This is a genomic window from Pandoraea anhela (assembly GCF_902459655.1).
Lineage (GTDB): Bacteria > Pseudomonadota > Gammaproteobacteria > Burkholderiales > Burkholderiaceae > Pandoraea > Pandoraea anhela.
Map to the genome: position 1 here is coordinate 228373 of NZ_CABPSB010000007.1, position 15476 is coordinate 243848.

Sequence of the window (15476 nt, forward strand, 5' to 3'; positions counted from 1 at the left end):
TCAGCCCCCTGCCGGCGCGAGGATCACGCGCGGGTCATCCGCGTTCGCGGCGTGCAGCATGTCCACCGTCGACGCGCGATGGTCCTGCACCGCCCGTTGATTGATCGACCCCTTGTCGGTGACTTCGCCGCGATCGAGCGACGGCGGCGTGTCCAGCAGCACCAGACGCGCCACACGCGTGGCGCTGCCGCTCGCGCTGGCGTTGAGCCGGCTCAGCAGCGACACGAACACGTCGCGCACCGCCGCCGACGCCAGCACGTCGGCCAGCGGGGCGTCCTGCGACAGACCGCTCAGGCGGCGGCAATCCTCCACGCGCGGGAAGATCATCAGTCCGATGTCGTCACGGTTGATGCCGGTGATCACGACGTCCTGCACATACGGCGCGCCTTCCGAAATCACGCGGGCGCGCAGCGGCCCGACGCTCACGAAGGTTCCCGAACTCAGCTTGAAGTCTTCGGTGATGCGACCGTCGAATTGCAGGCCGGCTTCCGGCGCGTTTGTGTCGTGGAACGTGGCCGCATCGCCCGTGCAGTAGTAGCCTTCCTCGTCGAAGACCGGATCGGACGACGCGTGTCGCCAGTACCCGGCCATGACGTTCGGGCCGCGAAACCGCACTTCGAGCTTGCCGCCCACGGGCGCGAGCTTCACTTCGCATCCCGGCGCGGGCAGGCCGATGTAGCCGGCGCGCATGACCGGCCCCGTGGTGAACATGCAGCTCGGCGACGTCTCCGTCATCCCCAGCCCGGACATGATGCGAATTCGCTCGCCGCAATGCGCCTGCGTCACACGTTCGAGCCGATCCCATGCGGCTTGCGACAACCCCGCGCCGCCGAAGAAATACAGATTCACGCGCGCGAAGAAGCGTTCGCGCAGTGCAGCGTCGCGCTCCAGCGAGATGGCGAGGTCTTCCCAGCCCTTCGGCACGTTGAAATAAACCGTGGGGGAAATCTCGCGCAGATTGCGCAACGTTTCTTCGAACTTGCCCGCAACGGGCTTGCCGTCGTCGATGTACAGCGTGCCGCCGTTATAGAGCGCGATGCCGACGTTGTGACTGCCGCCATAGGTGTGATTCCACGGCAACCAGTCGACCAGCACCGGAGGCGTCTCGCCGAACGTCGGAAAGGTCTGGAGCAGCATCTGCTGGTTGCTGCACAGCATGCGCTGTGTGGTTGGCACGGCTTTCGGGGCACGCGTCGAACCGGAGGTGAACAGGATCTTCGCGACGGTATCGCCGTTCACCTGCGCATGCGTGGCGTCGATGTTGCGCGGCACGGCGTCGAGCAGCGCGTCGAACGCCAGCGTGTCGTCGTCACCGTGCGCCGTGACACGCATCACGTCGGCATCGAGCACGGCATCCATTGCCCGGCCATAGGCCCTCGCATCGCTCGCGTAGACCAGCCCCGGGCGCAACAGGCCGAGCGTATGACGCAGCTTGCCGTAATCCGTCGACACGATGGAATACGCCGGAGAGATCGGCGCGAACGGCACGCCGGCGTACATCGCCCCCAGCGCGAGCTGAAAATGTTCGAGATCGTTGCCGGAGAGAATCGCGATCGGACGCGCAGCCGACAACCCACGGTCGCGCAGCGACTGAGCGATGGCGCGCACGCGCGGCAGCATCTGCGCGTAGGTAATGCCGACCCACGCGCCGTCGACACCGCGTCGCGCAACGAGCCACCGCTCGGGGTGCTTCGCCGCGCCCGAGACGAGCCGGTCTGTCAGACGCTCCGGGAAATCGCCCAGCGCCTCGCGCGAACGCAGATACCAGCACGCGCCGTCGCGACGGACGTCGACACCGGGATTGCCGATGGCGACCGGCCGATAGCGATGCCCGGCCATGTTGTTGCCTTGGTTCAAAACACTGTCTCCTGCCTGCTTTGTGCTTGCTTCGTGCTAGCTTTTTGCCGTCTGGCGCCGGTTTCCCGCATCGGCGCGTCCGCGCATCTGCGCATAGCGACGCTTTCTCGGTAGCGTTCGCGCATGCGCCCTCCTCATCGAGCGCCGGACGCGATCAGATCGGGTAGTGACGCGGCGTCGTCTGCACCGTGATCCAGCGCAACTCGGTGAATTCGCCGATAGCCGCCTTGCTACCGAAGCGACCGTAGCCGCTGGCTTTCACCCCACCGAACGGCATCTGCGCTTCGTCATGCACGGTCGGGCCGTTGATATGGCAGATGCCCGATTCGATGCGTTTGGCCAATTGCAGCGCGCGCGACACGTCGCGACTGAAAATCGCCGCCGACAGACCGAATTCGCTGTCGTTGGCCACGCGCACGGCTTCGTCGTCGCCGCTCACCCGCTGCACCGTCACCACCGGGCCGAACGACTCTTCGCGATACAGCCGCATCGCCGGCGTGACACCGTCCACGATGGCGGCTTGCATGATCGCGCCCGCCACACGACAACCGAGCGGCAGGTGTGCGCCATACTCACGCGCGTCCTCCACCAACGCGGCCACGCGCGACGCCGCCTGCGCACTGACCATCGCGCCGAGCACGCTGTCGGGCGACGTCGGCGAACCGGCGTTCAGCGTCGCAGCCTTTGCCGCGAGCTTCTCGACGAACGCGTCGGCAATGCGCGCATCGACGATCACCCGTTCCGTCGACATGCAGATCTGTCCCTGATTGAAGAACGCACCGAAAGCCACGCCATCGACGGCAGCATCCAGATCGGCGTCGTCGAGCACGAGCACGGGGGCCTTGCCGCCGAGTTCGAGCAGCGCCGGCTTGAGATGTTCGGCCGCCAGCCGCGCGATAATGCGGCCCACGTGCGTCGAGCCGGTGAAGTTCACACGCCGCACCGCGGGGTGCGCGATCAGACGTGCGACGATCTCGCTCGCGTCCTGCGGCGCATTCGTCACGACGTTGACAACGCCGTCGCCCAGCCCCGCCTCGTGCAGACACGCGCCGATCAGCGCGTGCACCCCGGGACATTGCTCGGACGCCTTGAGCACCACGGTGTTGCCGCACGCGAGCGGCATGGCGAGTGCACGCGTCGCGAGAATCACCGGGGCATTCCACGGGGCGATGCCGAGCACCACGCCGACCGGCACGCGCACGGCCATCGCGAGGCTGCCGGGTATATCGCTCGGGATGACGCTGCCATCGATCTGCGTGGTCATCGCCGCTGCTTCGCGCAGCATGTTGGCCGCGAGCATGACGTTGAAGCCATACCAGTTCGCCATTGCGCCTGTCTCCGCCGCACCGATGGCGACGAACTCCGCCGCACGCGCGTCCATGCGCTCGGCCGCCGCGAGCAAGCGCTGACGGCGCGCCGTCGGTGAAAGCGCGGCCCAGGCGGGGAACGCCGCGTGGGCAGCATCGACCGCCGCGTCGGCATCGGCCAGTGTGGCGGCCGGCGCGCGCGTCGCCACCTCGCCCGTCACCGGGTCGACGCGTTCGAACGTCGCTCCGCCCTGCGCGCCACGCCACTGGCCGCCGATCAGCATCTGCACTTCATGCATTGCGCTACTCCCCTGTCATTCGGTCACTGAACGATGCCGCGCATCAACGCTTGTAGGCTTGCAGGCCCGGCTTGATCGACTTCTCGTCGAGGAACTGCTTCAGGCCCTGTTCGCGACCGTGCTCCGGATCGCGCAGTTGCGCCTGATCGAGCTTGGCGTACAGATAGTCTTCGCACTGCTCCCACGTGAGTTCGCGCGAACGCTTGAAGCCGTGCTTCGCCGCACGCAGCACCACAGGGTTCTTTTCCAGCAGCTTGGCGGCGAGCGCCAGCGTGGCGTCACGCAGTTGCGCCAGCGGCACACTCTGGTTCACGAGGCCCATGTCGGCGGCTTCGCGGCCGGTGAAGGTGTCGCCGGTCATGATGTAGTGCAGCGCGCGACGATGACCCACGGTGTCCGCCATCGCCTTGCTCACCAGATTGCCCGGCGGAATGCCCCAATTGATTTCCGACAGGCCGAAGACCGCGTCGTCGGCGGCAATCGCCAGATCGCAGGCCACGAGCGGCGAGAAGCCGCCGCCGAAGCACCAGCCGTTGACCATCGCGATGGTCGGCTTGCCGTACATGCGCAAACGACGCCATTGCCAGTCCGACGCGTCACGGCGAATGCGCTCCTGCACGATTTCCGGCCCCCCGTCGATCTCGCGGAAGTACTCCTTCAGATCCATGCCCGCCGTCCATGCCGCGCCGGCGCCAGTGAGCACGACGACGCGTGCGTCAGCATCGAGTTCTAGCGCGTCGAGCACCTGATTCATTTCCGTGTTCAGCGTCGGGCTCATCGCATTGCGCTTCTCGGGACGATTGAAGGTGATCCAGCCGATGCCGCCCGCCACCTTCACGTCGATCGTTTTCCAGCGTCCTTCGTATGCATTCATTTTGCGTAATTCCCAAGTGTCCGGGGCAGCAGGGCCGCGCGCCGGTCATGGCGCGCGGTGTGCCCGAAGTGATCTCAAGTCGACATCCGCCAATCTCGACGTGTCGCCGTCAGACACCATTTAATATCAGGCAACCTTACATTGCAAGCGCGACGTTTTCAGGGGAAACCCTGAACGCGACCGATGCCTGCGATCAGAACGTGTGGCGCATGCCGAGCATCACGCCGGTCTGGCCTTCGCCTGCGGGCGGCGTGGTGCCGCCGCCACCGCCGCTGACCGAGTAAGCCGCACGCGCGCTGTTGAACAGGTAAGCCGCCTGGGCATAGACTGCCGTGCGCACGGAGAGCGAGTAAGTGGCGCGCAGCGTCGTCATGGTGCCGCGCGTGTCGTGGTCGCTATTGATGATGCGATAGACCTGTCCGTCGATCAGCCACGCCGGCGTGACGTTGTATGCCGCGCCGAGATAGAACAGGTTCGAGTGCGTGTTCGTGGCGGACGTCGAGACACGACGCCCCAGCCATCCACCGCCGACCTTGAACGCGCCGTACTTGTAGTACGCCCCGAGGGTCGTGCGTGTGTCCTTGTCGTTGCTGCTGGCGAGGGCGGTCGTCGCCTGCCCGTCGAAGAAGTTCGCCGCCGCATTAGCGCCGCCGCGCTGCGCTTCATACGAGGCCGCGACGCCGAAGTTGCTGGCGTCGTACTTGAGCATGACCGACCAGTCGCGGCACTGCACCGACTGCCCCGGCACCTGTCCCGCGCACGTGCCCTGTCCCGGTGAATTGCCAGTGCCGGCGGCGTCGCGTCCGAAGGAATAGCCCACGCCGAACGTCAGGCCTTGCCAGCCGATCTGATACGTCACCGAGTTGTCGGTGCGCGCGTTGGGAATGTAGGCATCGAACGAGCCCATGCCGTAGATGTCAGGACCGAGAACGTCGGAACCGAGCAACGCGTAGTACGTCATGGTGTACTGACGGCCGAACGACAGCGTGCCGTAGGGGCCCTTGAGGCCGACGAACGCTTGGCGGCCGAACAGGCGTCCGCCTTGTCCGAGGTCGCCGCCACGAATGTTGAAGCCGCTCTCCAGTTGGAAGATGGCGGCGAGGCCGCCGCCGAGATCTTCGACGCCGCGCAGCCCCCAGCGAGACGGCAGCTCGCCGGTCACGCCCGGCATGCGCACGACCGCGCCTTTCGCACTCGCATGCGAGACGTACTCGATGCCCGTGTCGACGATGCCGTACAGCGTGACGCTCGATTGCGCAGCGGCGAGGCCGGGCGCCGTCATGATGGCCAACGCAGCGAGCGGGCAAAGCGATGGGAAGGTGCGACGAGAGTGCGGGAATGCCATGCGTGTCTCCAGGTTATCGATATCGTTATGGGTGTACTGCAAGAAGAACGCGACGGTGGCAGTTGTCTGCCATCCGTCGCGTGCAAGCGGGCCGACCGCAATGCCACCGGTGAAACCACCGGTTCAGTCAGCCGCGCGGGGACGACGGATCAGCATGAGCGCTGCCAGTGCAGCGACGACGGTGACGGGAATGCTCGCGCCGATCACCACGGCCGCACTGCTGCCGACGGCGAGCAGCATGCCGGCGGCGAGCGGACCGACCACCGAGCCGATTCGTCCGACAGCCACGGCCGCGCCGACGCCCGTGCCGCGCATCGCCGTCGGGTAGTAGGCGGCGGCCAGCGCATAGAGCACCGACTGACCGCCGATGATGAACATGCCCGCGAAGCATGCCGCCGCGGCAAGCACGCTGAACCCTTGCGCTGCGGCCAGTCCGACGAGCGACGCGATCATGCCGAGATACATGCCGCCGATCACGAACGACATACGCGCGCGGTCCATCAGATAGCCGAGCCCCAGCACCCCCACCGCACTGCCGACGTTGAAGAGAATCTGTACCCAGCCGATTTCGCCGCGCGCCAGACCGCGCGAGCCCATCAGCGACGGCAGCCAGTTAAGCAGGAAATACAGCACGATGAGCGTGCAGAAGTAGGACAGCCAGAGCTGCACCGTGGAGACGCCGCGCCCCTGCGAGAACAGCACCGTCGTCATCGGCGCAGGCGTGGCGCGCCGGCCCTGCAATGCGGTGGCGGCGAATGCACGCGACTCCGGCAGCAACCATGCGAGCAACGGCAGCAGCAACAGCGGGCCGACGCCGCCGACATAGAAGATGTGACGCCAGTCGGCTTCGCTCACCGCCAGCATGCCGATGGCCGCCGCAATGCCGCCGCCCAGCGGAATGCCGCAATACATGATGCTCACCGCCGTACCGCGCAATCGCGGCGCGACCGCCTCCGACGACAACGCGATCAGGTTGGGCATCGCCCCGCCCAACCCGATGCCCGTGAGCACGCGCACGATCACCAGCATCCAGAAGTCCGATACGAACGCCGTGGCGATGGACAGCACGCCGAACATCGCCGCCGAGAGCATGAGCACGCGCTTGCGGCCGATGCTGTCGGCGAGGCGTCCGCCGACCATCGCGCCGGGCAGCAGCCCGAAGGTGCCGGCCGAGAACGCGATTCCCATCTGCGCGACGCTCAGCCCGAACTCGCGCGCCATGCCGCGCGCCGCCACGCCGACCGATTGCAGATCGAGGCCTTCGAGCAACGCGACGGCGAAACACAACGCCAGCGTAAGGGCGACCGGACCGACCGCACTCACCGCACTCCCCGCACCATCCGCCCCCAATGGCAGCGCCCGAACGCCGCCCTCCCGATTCGATTCCATGGTGTCTCCTGTGATCTTCTTTATGAACGTCGGTCGTCACCCCGCATGCGCAGTCGACACCCGCACCGCCTCCCCATTTGCACTCGACGCCCAGCACTTAATCAGGAAACCTGATATTAAGGACGAGCATATGACGGGCGCGGCGACACCACGACAGCGGTGCATTGCTTTCGGTTTACGGGGTCACTGGGATTCGGTCGCGCGATTCTCGTTCGCTCGCGCGCGGCAAGCGACGGGGCGCAATCCGGTTAGTTGCCGGCAGGCATCGTGCGAAGCCCGCCAGGGCGACGGACTCCATTTAATATCAAGCAACCTGACAATACAAGCAACCGGCAGGTCGGGACAAACCCGGAGTCAGTCGCGCAGATTGCGCACGAACATTTCGAGATGACGCTGAACGGCGGCGGCGTCTTCGCGCGGTACACCGGCACGCATGCGCGTGTCGATTTCCTTGGCCACGGCTTCACATTGCGCGAGCACGCGGCGGCCTTCGTCGGTCAGCTGCAGCAGCACGATACGACCGTGATTGGGATCGGGCTCACGCGTGATCCACTGGTGCGAGGCCATGATACCGACCACTTCGTTGGCCGACTGCGGCGTGATGAACGAGCGTTGCGCGAGTTGGGCGTTGGAGAGCTTGCCGCGTGCGTCGAGTACGGAAAGTGCGGTGAATTGCGCAAGCGTGAGGCCCAGCGGGGCGAGCGCCTCCGACATGTGGCGTCGCAGCAGCCGGTCGAGACTGGCGATGACGTAAGTCAGGCGCAGCTTGGAACGACGCGGGCGTGCCTCCGACGCGGTATCGGTCGTTCCCTGAGCAGCTTCGGCGCCGGACACCGCCGCGACGTGATCGAGCGCGGCGGCGGAGGCAGTGGATGCGGCCGAAGCGACAGTCGTGGCGGCAGCCTTCTTTTTCTGGGGGACGACGCTCATGATGAGAAAGCGAGAATGCGCAGATTTTCGCGGAATGCGGGAAAGTCAGCAGTGTAACGCCGCCGCCGTGCGGTGGCGACGGTCTGCCTGCGATTCATCCCATCGATGAGCGGTATGCGGGGCATCAGGGGGCATGAGGTGCGGCACGATCGTCAAGGCGCCTGCGCCCCCCTTGCTCCCCGGCCCCTTTTGGACGCCGCTACGCGCCGTCGCCCGTTTTAGCTGGCGAGCTTGCGGAACGTCTCCAGCACGGCGTCGCCCTTGAACGGCTTGACGATCCAGCCCTTCACGCCGGCGGCCTTGCCGCGCTCCTTCATTGCGGGGCTGCTCTCCGTGGTGAGCATCACCACATTGACGGACGCATTCGCGAGTTCGCCGCGAATCTTCTCGACCATCGTCAGGCCGTCCATATTCGGCATGTTCACGTCGCTGATGACGAGACGCACACCGGGGCTGGCCTTGATTTTGGCCAGGCCGTCGCGACCGTCGACGGCCGTGTCCACGTCCAGGCCGTTTTTACGCAGAAAACCCGCAACTTCGTCGCGTACGGTGCTCGAATCGTCGACCACGAGAATCTTCGACATGGTGTTGTCCTTGTGTATGAAAGTGAATGTGCAATGGCGGTTGTCGAGCGGGAATCTCAGAACAGTTCCAGCGCCCCGGTCTCGACAGGCCCGGCCGCGCCCTGTGCCGCCTCGCGAAACGCCTCGGGCGACCAGTTCAGACTGAAAACGAAATGTTGGTGCAGCGTGACGATCTGTGCGCTCACCGGATCGGTCAGGCGGTAGACGAAACACAACTGCGGGTTGTCGGTGCCGAACGTGATGTACTTCTGCTTGTGATTGATAAGCAGCGGCACTTGCACCTGTGTGCGGTCCACGGCGAGCGGATCGCCCATGTAACGATGCTTGAATGCCCCCCAGACGAGGTTCGTGAGCTCGCCCAGCATGCCGTTCAGTTCACGAAAGCCGGCCGGCCCTTCGCAACGGCCGGTGTGTTCGAGCAACTGCATGAACGGCACCTGCTCGGCCTGCATCATCATGTAGCCACGGCACCAGGCGCTCTCGAGCGGAATCAGGCTGAACACTTCGCCGAAAATGATGCGATCGCGCACCACGCTGGGCGAATCGCAATGGATGTCGATATCGCCGAACAGGCCGCGAAACACGCCGTCGGTGATGTCGATCATGCCGCGCACGAGGGCGTCGGGATACTCGTGCTCGACGCTGTCTTCAAGAATCAGAAACGGGCCGACCGACTCGCGGGGGTTGCTTCGGTTCATTGTCTTAATTTCCTGGGGCGTGGTGTGTAAAGCGCTTGAGCGCGATGAGAAAAGCAACGCGCAAAGGTCGGCAACAGGCAGCCGGGGACACCCCGTCGATGCCACCTCAAAACAACTCGAGTTCGCCGCCGCTGTCCTGCGCTTCGCTGATATCGGCGTTGAAGTCCAGCGGTGCATGCGCACAGACACACAGCGTGGCGGCAAGACTCACCGAGTTGTCGAGCGTGATGTCCCACGACGCCAGATGGTTCGGCTTGAGTTGCATGAGATGAGGCACGCAGCGCGCGCTCAGCACATAAGGCGTCGACATGCCCAGATCGGGGAAATACCCGAGCAACGCCTGATTGATCGCGCCGCAGCACAGGTTGCTGATTTCGAGGAAGGTCTCGCGAAAGGACTTGTCCTGATCGTCGCCCAGGAAGTAGGCCTTCGTGGCGTCGTCTTCGTCGAAATGCAGCACGAGCAGCATGCGGAAGTCGATACCTGAAATGGTGAGCACCACCACATGTGCGTGGCGAGCGGTCAGTGCGGCGCCGCTTTCCTGCGGCGACGTGTCGCCCAGCGCGCTCTGGCGCTGTGCGAGCGGCGCGATGTCGCACGGGGTGTCGACCGAACGGGCCAGACGCGTGCGTGCCGCCTTGTGAAAAATGCGTTCGAAACTGTCGCGTGCGTGAGCGCTGATCACAACGAAACCTGTTGGCTGACGGATGCTGGATGGCGGATAAAGCGAAGACGACGACTCAATGAAGTCGCGAATGCAGTTGCTGCGCCAGCGCCTCGACGCTGGAGAGCGACGCGGCGATCATCTTGCCGCCCGCCTGAATGTCCTGGAATGTCGCGGTGGTCGTGACGTCGTTGCGATGCAGACTGTCGCGATAGCTTTTCGACAGTTCCTCCGAACGCGTGGCGAGGGCGCGCACTTCGCTTGCGACGATGCCGAAGCCGCGCCCCGCGGTGCCGGCGCGCGCCGCTTCGATGGACGCGTTGAGCGACACGATCAGCACATGGCGCACGATCGACGCCAGTTCGTGGTTCTTCGCGTGCATGTCCTGATTCTGCGTCATCAACGAAATCATCTGTTCGTGCCAGCGCTCGAAGGTCGCCGCGAGGCCACGCAGGCGCGCGGCTTCACCGGCGATGCGCTGCGCTTCGCTCTGCCACATCGCTTTCGCTTCGAGCACGGCGGCTTCCGACTTGAGCGCGACCTGCAAGTCCTGTTCGGCTTGCGTCAGGCGCGCCTGCAACGCGGCGATGGCGGTGTCGTGGGTTCGGGCGAATTCGTCCTTGCCCGCGAGCGCGACACGCTCGCGCTCTAGCGCTTGTTCGAGCGCCTCGTCGTGCGTCTTCGTCAGCGCACGCCAGTGCGCCGTGGCCTGCGCCATGCGCCAGCGATGCACCACGAATCCCGCCACCCCCGCGCCGACAATGCCGGCGAGCGCACCGGCCAACAACCATTGCACTGCTTCCATCCCTGCCTCTCCCAGAACGCTTCGAGCGTTCATCGTTCCCCTGGCGTCCGAAACGCCGATACCCCACAGGCCAGCCGGGCCACGCCAGGCCGCTCCGACCGGATATTGCGCTCCGAACGGCGAGGCGGCGGCAAACCCTTCAGGTCTGCGCCGCCTCGCCCATCGTGCTCGCCGAGCGCTCAGGCGTCAGACCTTGCCGGTTTGCGACAGGTCGTCACGCGACGTGTGCTGCGCCGCATCCCGCACGGCGACCGTGCTCGCGACCGTCTGCGCATCCGGTCCGATACGGGGTACGACGGCATCCAGTGCCGGCAGGTCGACGGCGTCGGCCGCGACGCTGTTCAGATCGAACCCGTCGACGACGAGGTTGTCGGGCAGACACACCACCGTCTGGAACTGACGGAACTCCGCGCCCTTGCGGTCGTCCGTGAACCGCAGTTCGATGCGGCCATGCTCGCGACGCACGAAGTCCTGCACGGCGTCCATGCCGACGCCGCGCCCGGAGACTTCGGTGATTTCCGTCGCCGTCGAGAAGCCCGGACGGAAGATGAACTGCGCAATCTGCTCGTCGGTGACGTACGTCTCCGCCGTAATCCAGCCACGCTGCACAGCGATGCCGCGAATGCGGTGCAGCGCAAGTCCACGGCCGTCATCGGTGAGCGTGACTTGCAACATGTTGTGATCGAGACCGACCTCGATGTCGATGGTGCCCGCCGCCGGCTTGCCCTTGGCAAGACGCTCGTGCGCGCCTTCCAGGCCGTGGTCCATCGAGTTGCGCATCAGGTGCATGAACACATCGCGCAGAATTCGGACGGCCGGCGCACGCAGGCGATAGCCGTTGTCGTCGATACGCACGGCCGGCGCCGGTTTGCCGAGTTCGCTCGCGAGCGACGGCAGCGAGTCCAGCACGCCGCCGAGCGCCTCGCCAACGCCTTCGGTGCCCAGCAGGCGCAGCGTCTGGTGCACGGCGTCGCGCATGGCGACCAGTTGATGCAAATCGTTCGGATCGGCCGCTTCGAGCATGCGCAGGCTGGCGCGGATGTGGGCGCGATCGACCACCATCGACTGATCGTCCGTGGCGCGGCCCGGCCCCTTGCGACCCAGGCTGATTTCGTTGATGTGCGCGTAGGCGTCCACGGCTTCCCGCACGCGTTCGAGTTCGCGCATCATGCCGTCCTGATCCCACAGGCGGCCGACGTCCGGCTGACGCAACTCGTGATAGCGCTGCTCGGTCTCGTGCACGACGTTCGTCAGGTATTGCAGGTTGTACGTGCGGGCGTTGCCCTTGATCGTGTGCATGTTGCGGAACAGCTCGGCGATGGCGGCACTGTCGGCCTGCGAGTGCTTGCGGATGATGCGCTCGTTCTCGCGGATGAAGTCCGACGAGCTTTCGATGAAGTGATGGAATTTCTCCTGGCTTACCGCCAGAATCTCGCCGATCATCTCCAGACGCTGCTTCTGCTCGTTCGCTTCGGCGGCGAGTTCGCGCAGTTCGGTCACATCGCGCACGCACAGCATCAGACGCAGAATCGTTTCGCTCTCGTCCGTGATCGCCGACCAGGTCAGGTCGAGTTGCTTGACGCGGCCGTCCGGCATGCGCTTGCCGATCTCTCCGACCAGCAGATGTTCGTTGAACGCGAAGTTGATGGCGTCCTGCCCGATACAGGCGTCGATGGCGGCCTCGACCTGCGAGAGCGCGTCCGAGCCAAGATCGCTGTCGCCGAAGACCAGCGCCATCACACCGCGACCGGCGATGTCCTGTGTCTCGAAGATCGCTTCGAGATACGCGGAATATTCACCGTGCACCTTCGAGCCGTCGACCACGGTCAGAATGCCCTGCTGCATGTTCTGCAACATCGCCTGAATATCGGCCGTCTTCTGCTTGAGTTGCGCGGAGCGCTCCTGGATTTTCTCGATCATGCCGTTGAACGCCACGATCGAATGGCCGATTTCGTCCATGCGGCCCACCGGCACGCGACGGGTGAAGTCCTGGCTGTTGGCGATCTCGCTCATCATGGCCTGCATACGCGAGAGCGGACGCGTGATCTGACGGTACAGTAGCGCGCCGATGGCCGTGAGCAGCACGATCGCCAGCGCGGTCACGATGCCGATGGCGGTCGTGGTGGTGGAGAGCGTGTCGTTGAGTGTGGTGATGGCCGAGTCTTTCTGACGGTTCTTCTCGACGCGCAACGTGTTGACCACGCCTTCGAGTTCGTCGCGGTACTGCGCGACCATGGCGAAAAGGAACGCCTGCGCCATCTCGGTTTTGCCGGCCTGCTTGAGCTTGGCCGTGTCGTTGATGGCCTTGAAATAATTCTCGACGCTCTCGCGCGCCTGCGCCACGAGCCCCTTCTGAGCGTCGCTGGCGGCGCCTTCGGCCTGACGCGCGAGCGACTGGTCGATGTCACTGCGCAGCGTCTTGAGATTGTCGAGCGCCTGCTCGACGACGGTGTCGTCCGGCGCATAGACCAGGGTCATCGTGGCGATCTGCACCGCCTTGACTTGCGAGACGAGATCGGCGGAAGCCAATGCGCTCGGCACCACGCCCGCCGTCACTTGCCGAACTTTCTGAGCGCTGGCGCGTGTCTGATACACCGCATAGCCACCGATGATCGAGAGCGCGACAAACGTCAGGATCACCAATAGCGTAATTCGATGACGGATGGTCATTGCGTCATTTCCCCGGGTCGCACCGGCGCCCGGTGCCACGCGTGATTTGACGCAGTAGATCGGCCGCCGAATTAGTGTGTAGATTCCTCGTGCGCCGTGATTATTGCGGGTGAACTGTGACGATTCGATGAATCGAGAAGCTTTACGTCACTCTGATGACGCCCCATCGCGTAGGAATCCGAGATGAGTGAGTGCGCACTGACAATTTTATGTAAGGCGAACGCTTGAGGTTTCGCTCCTCACACCGCCCCCTGCACTTTGCGACCTGATGCGCGTGCGGTGAGGCGCAGGCGGTCTGCGATCCGGATGCGATCCGTCTGCGATCTGACTTCGCGGTAGCAGCGCGCCTGCGCAAGCGAGCTATCTGCGAGCGCCGTCACGATGCGGCGCCGCAGCCTCACGGCGGTCCGATCAGTAGCCGGCCGCCAGACCGTCGCGTCGGCTGTCGCTCGCGGCCACGTAGCCGCGCGCCGGATCGTTGCGATCCAGACGCCAGATGTACTGCCCGGAGCCGAAGTCCATGTACGGATCGTCGATGGACTTCAGCTTGTGGCCGAGCGCCACCAGCCCCTGCACCGTCTCCCGATGCATCGTCGATTCGATGTCGACGGTGAAGTCGCGATTCACTTTCCAGCGTGGCGCGTCGCAAGCAGCCTGCGGCTGCTGACCGTAGTCGAGCATACGCACGACGGATTGCAGGTGCCCCTGCGGCTGCATGTCGCCGCCCATCACGCCGAAGCTCATCACGGCTTCGTGCTTGCCGTTCACCTTCTGCGTGAGGAACGCCGGAATAATCGTGTGGAACGGACGCTTGCCGCCCTCGACCACATTGGCCGACTTCGGATCCATCGAAAAGCCGCAGCCACGGTTTTGCAGCGCGATACCGTAGTCCGGCACCACCACTCCCGACCCGAAGCCCATGTAGTTCGACTGGATGAAACTGACCATCATGCCTTGCTCGTCGGCGGCCGTCAGATAGATCGTGCCGCCGGATCTCGGCATGCCGAAGTCGAAGTGCGTCGCCTTGTTCGGGTCGATCAGCTTCGCGCGCTCGGTGAGATAGCCGTCATCGAGCATTTGCGCCGGCGTCACTTCCATCGAACGCGGGTCGGCCACGTACTTGTACAGATCGGCGAAGGCGAGCTTCATCGCCTCGATCTGCAAGTGCTGCGAATGCACGCGGTCCACGGCGTGGCTGGAAACGTCGAACTTCTCCAGAATGCCCAGCGCGATCAGAGCAGCGATCCCCTGTCCGTTCGGCGGAATCTCATGCACGGTATAACCGCGGTAGTCCTTCTCGATGGGCTTGACCCAGTCCGCGCGATAGTTGCGCAGATCGTCGGTCGTCATCGCCCCGCCATGCTCGGCGTTCCACGCTGCGATACGCTCCGCGATCTCGCCCTCGTAGTAGGCACGCGGCCCTTCCTTGGCGAGCAGGCGCAGCGTGCGCGCATGCCCCGGCATACGCATCATCTCGCTGGTGGTCGGTGCGCGACCGTTCGGCATGAACGTCTGCGCGTAGCCCGGCTGGTCCTTGAGTTCCGGCACGGCGGCGGCCCACTTGCGTGCGACGATATGCGCCACGGCGTGACCGCGTTCGGCGATGTCGATGGCCGGCGCCATCAGATCCGCAAACGGAAGCTTGCCGAACTTCGCATGCAACGCCTCCCAACCGGCGATCACGCCGGGAACGGTCACCGTATCGAGGCCGCGGATCGGCTGCCTGGCGATGCCATTCGCTTCGCCGTACTTCTTGCGGAAGTAATCGACGTTCCATGCGGCAGGCGCGGTGCCCGAGGCGTTCAGGCCGTGCACTTGCTTGCCGTCCCAAACCAGCGCGAAGCAATCCCCACCCAGACCGTTGGAGACCGGCTCGACGACGGTCATGCAGGCGGCGGCGGCAATCGCGGCGTCAACGGCGTTGCCGCCCTGCCACAGCATGCGCAGACCGGCCTGCGCGGCAAGCGGGTGCGACGTCGACACGATATTACGGGCGAACACCGGCAGGCGCGGCGTCGGATAAGGGTTTTGCCAATTGAATTGCGTCATGGGAG

At 64.9% G+C, this 15476-nt stretch carries 12 protein-coding genes; all 12 read right to left on the reverse strand.

Annotated elements, in window-relative coordinates:
- Complete coding sequence (locus PAN31108_RS12630) at positions 1-1839, reverse strand: feruloyl-CoA synthase (protein WP_150669235.1); 1839 nt, start codon at positions 1837-1839, stop codon at positions 1-3.
- 172 nt (positions 1840-2011) lie between these two features.
- Complete coding sequence (locus tag PAN31108_RS12635; RefSeq protein ID WP_150669185.1) at positions 2012-3463, reverse strand: aldehyde dehydrogenase; 1452 nt, start codon at positions 3461-3463, stop codon at positions 2012-2014.
- Positions 3464-3506: 43 nt separating this feature from the next.
- Positions 3507-4337, reverse strand: coding sequence for a p-hydroxycinnamoyl CoA hydratase/lyase (locus tag PAN31108_RS12640; protein ID WP_150669186.1), 831 nt, complete (start codon positions 4335-4337; stop codon positions 3507-3509).
- 193 nt (positions 4338-4530) lie between these two features.
- Entirely contained in the window at positions 4531-5682 is a 1152-nt protein-coding gene (locus tag PAN31108_RS12645) for a porin (protein ID WP_150669187.1), read from the reverse strand.
- A gap of 123 nt (positions 5683-5805) precedes the next feature.
- Positions 5806-7071, reverse strand: a complete 1266-nt coding sequence (mhpT, locus tag PAN31108_RS12650; RefSeq protein WP_246183920.1) for a 3-(3-hydroxy-phenyl)propionate transporter MhpT — start codon at positions 7069-7071, stop codon at positions 5806-5808.
- 354 nt (positions 7072-7425) lie between these two features.
- Positions 7426-8001 carry a MarR family winged helix-turn-helix transcriptional regulator gene (locus tag PAN31108_RS12655; protein WP_246183921.1) on the reverse strand — a complete coding sequence of 192 codons (576 nt, stop codon included), beginning with the start codon at positions 7999-8001 and terminating at the stop codon, positions 7426-7428.
- A 218-nt stretch (positions 8002-8219) separates the two neighbouring features.
- The gene (locus PAN31108_RS12660; RefSeq protein WP_046290992.1) at positions 8220-8585 is read right to left on the reverse strand and encodes a response regulator; all 366 of its coding nucleotides are present in this window, start codon (positions 8583-8585) and stop codon (positions 8220-8222) included.
- Positions 8586-8641: 56 nt separating this feature from the next.
- Positions 8642-9283 carry a chemotaxis protein CheX gene (locus PAN31108_RS12665; protein WP_246183922.1) on the reverse strand — a complete coding sequence of 214 codons (642 nt, stop codon included), beginning with the start codon at positions 9281-9283 and terminating at the stop codon, positions 8642-8644.
- 106 nt (positions 9284-9389) lie between these two features.
- Positions 9390-9968 carry a hypothetical protein gene (locus PAN31108_RS12670; RefSeq protein WP_150669189.1) on the reverse strand — a complete coding sequence of 193 codons (579 nt, stop codon included), beginning with the start codon at positions 9966-9968 and terminating at the stop codon, positions 9390-9392.
- 55 nt (positions 9969-10023) lie between these two features.
- A complete protein-coding gene (locus tag PAN31108_RS12675; RefSeq protein WP_150669190.1) occupies positions 10024-10752 on the reverse strand; it encodes a methyl-accepting chemotaxis protein in 729 nt (242 codons plus the stop codon).
- Between the two features lie 186 nt (positions 10753-10938).
- The gene (locus PAN31108_RS12680) at positions 10939-13422 is read right to left on the reverse strand and encodes an MCP four helix bundle domain-containing protein (protein ID WP_246183923.1); all 2484 of its coding nucleotides are present in this window, start codon (positions 13420-13422) and stop codon (positions 10939-10941) included.
- A 411-nt stretch (positions 13423-13833) separates the two neighbouring features.
- On the reverse strand, positions 13834-15471 hold the full coding sequence (gene ggt / locus PAN31108_RS12685) for a gamma-glutamyltransferase (protein ID WP_150669191.1): 1638 nt from the start codon (positions 15469-15471) through the stop codon (positions 13834-13836).
- Positions 15472-15476: the final 5 nt, after the last annotated feature.

Coding starts and splice junctions, on each gene's coding strand:
- PAN31108_RS12640 (WP_150669186.1), bottom strand. CDS start 4,337: ATGAATGCATACGAAGGACGCTGGAAAACGATCGACGTGAAGGTGGCG.
- PAN31108_RS12655 (WP_246183921.1), bottom strand. CDS start 8,001: ATGAGCGTCGTCCCCCAGAAAAAGAAGGCTGCCGCCACGACTGTCGCT.
- PAN31108_RS12680 (WP_246183923.1), bottom strand. CDS start 13,422: ATGACCATCCGTCATCGAATTACGCTATTGGTGATCCTGACGTTTGTC.
- PAN31108_RS12630 (WP_150669235.1), bottom strand. CDS start 1,839: ATGGCCGGGCATCGCTATCGGCCGGTCGCCATCGGCAATCCCGGTGTC.
- PAN31108_RS12635 (WP_150669185.1), bottom strand. CDS start 3,463: ATGCATGAAGTGCAGATGCTGATCGGCGGCCAGTGGCGTGGCGCGCAG.
- PAN31108_RS12660 (WP_046290992.1), bottom strand. CDS start 8,585: ATGTCGAAGATTCTCGTGGTCGACGATTCGAGCACCGTACGCGACGAA.
- mhpT (WP_246183920.1), bottom strand. CDS start 7,071: ATGGAATCGAATCGGGAGGGCGGCGTTCGGGCGCTGCCATTGGGGGCG.
- PAN31108_RS12665 (WP_246183922.1), bottom strand. CDS start 9,283: ATGAACCGAAGCAACCCCCGCGAGTCGGTCGGCCCGTTTCTGATTCTT.
- PAN31108_RS12675 (WP_150669190.1), bottom strand. CDS start 10,752: ATGGAAGCAGTGCAATGGTTGTTGGCCGGTGCGCTCGCCGGCATTGTC.
- PAN31108_RS12645 (WP_150669187.1), bottom strand. CDS start 5,682: ATGGCATTCCCGCACTCTCGTCGCACCTTCCCATCGCTTTGCCCGCTC.
- ggt (WP_150669191.1), bottom strand. CDS start 15,471: ATGACGCAATTCAATTGGCAAAACCCTTATCCGACGCCGCGCCTGCCG.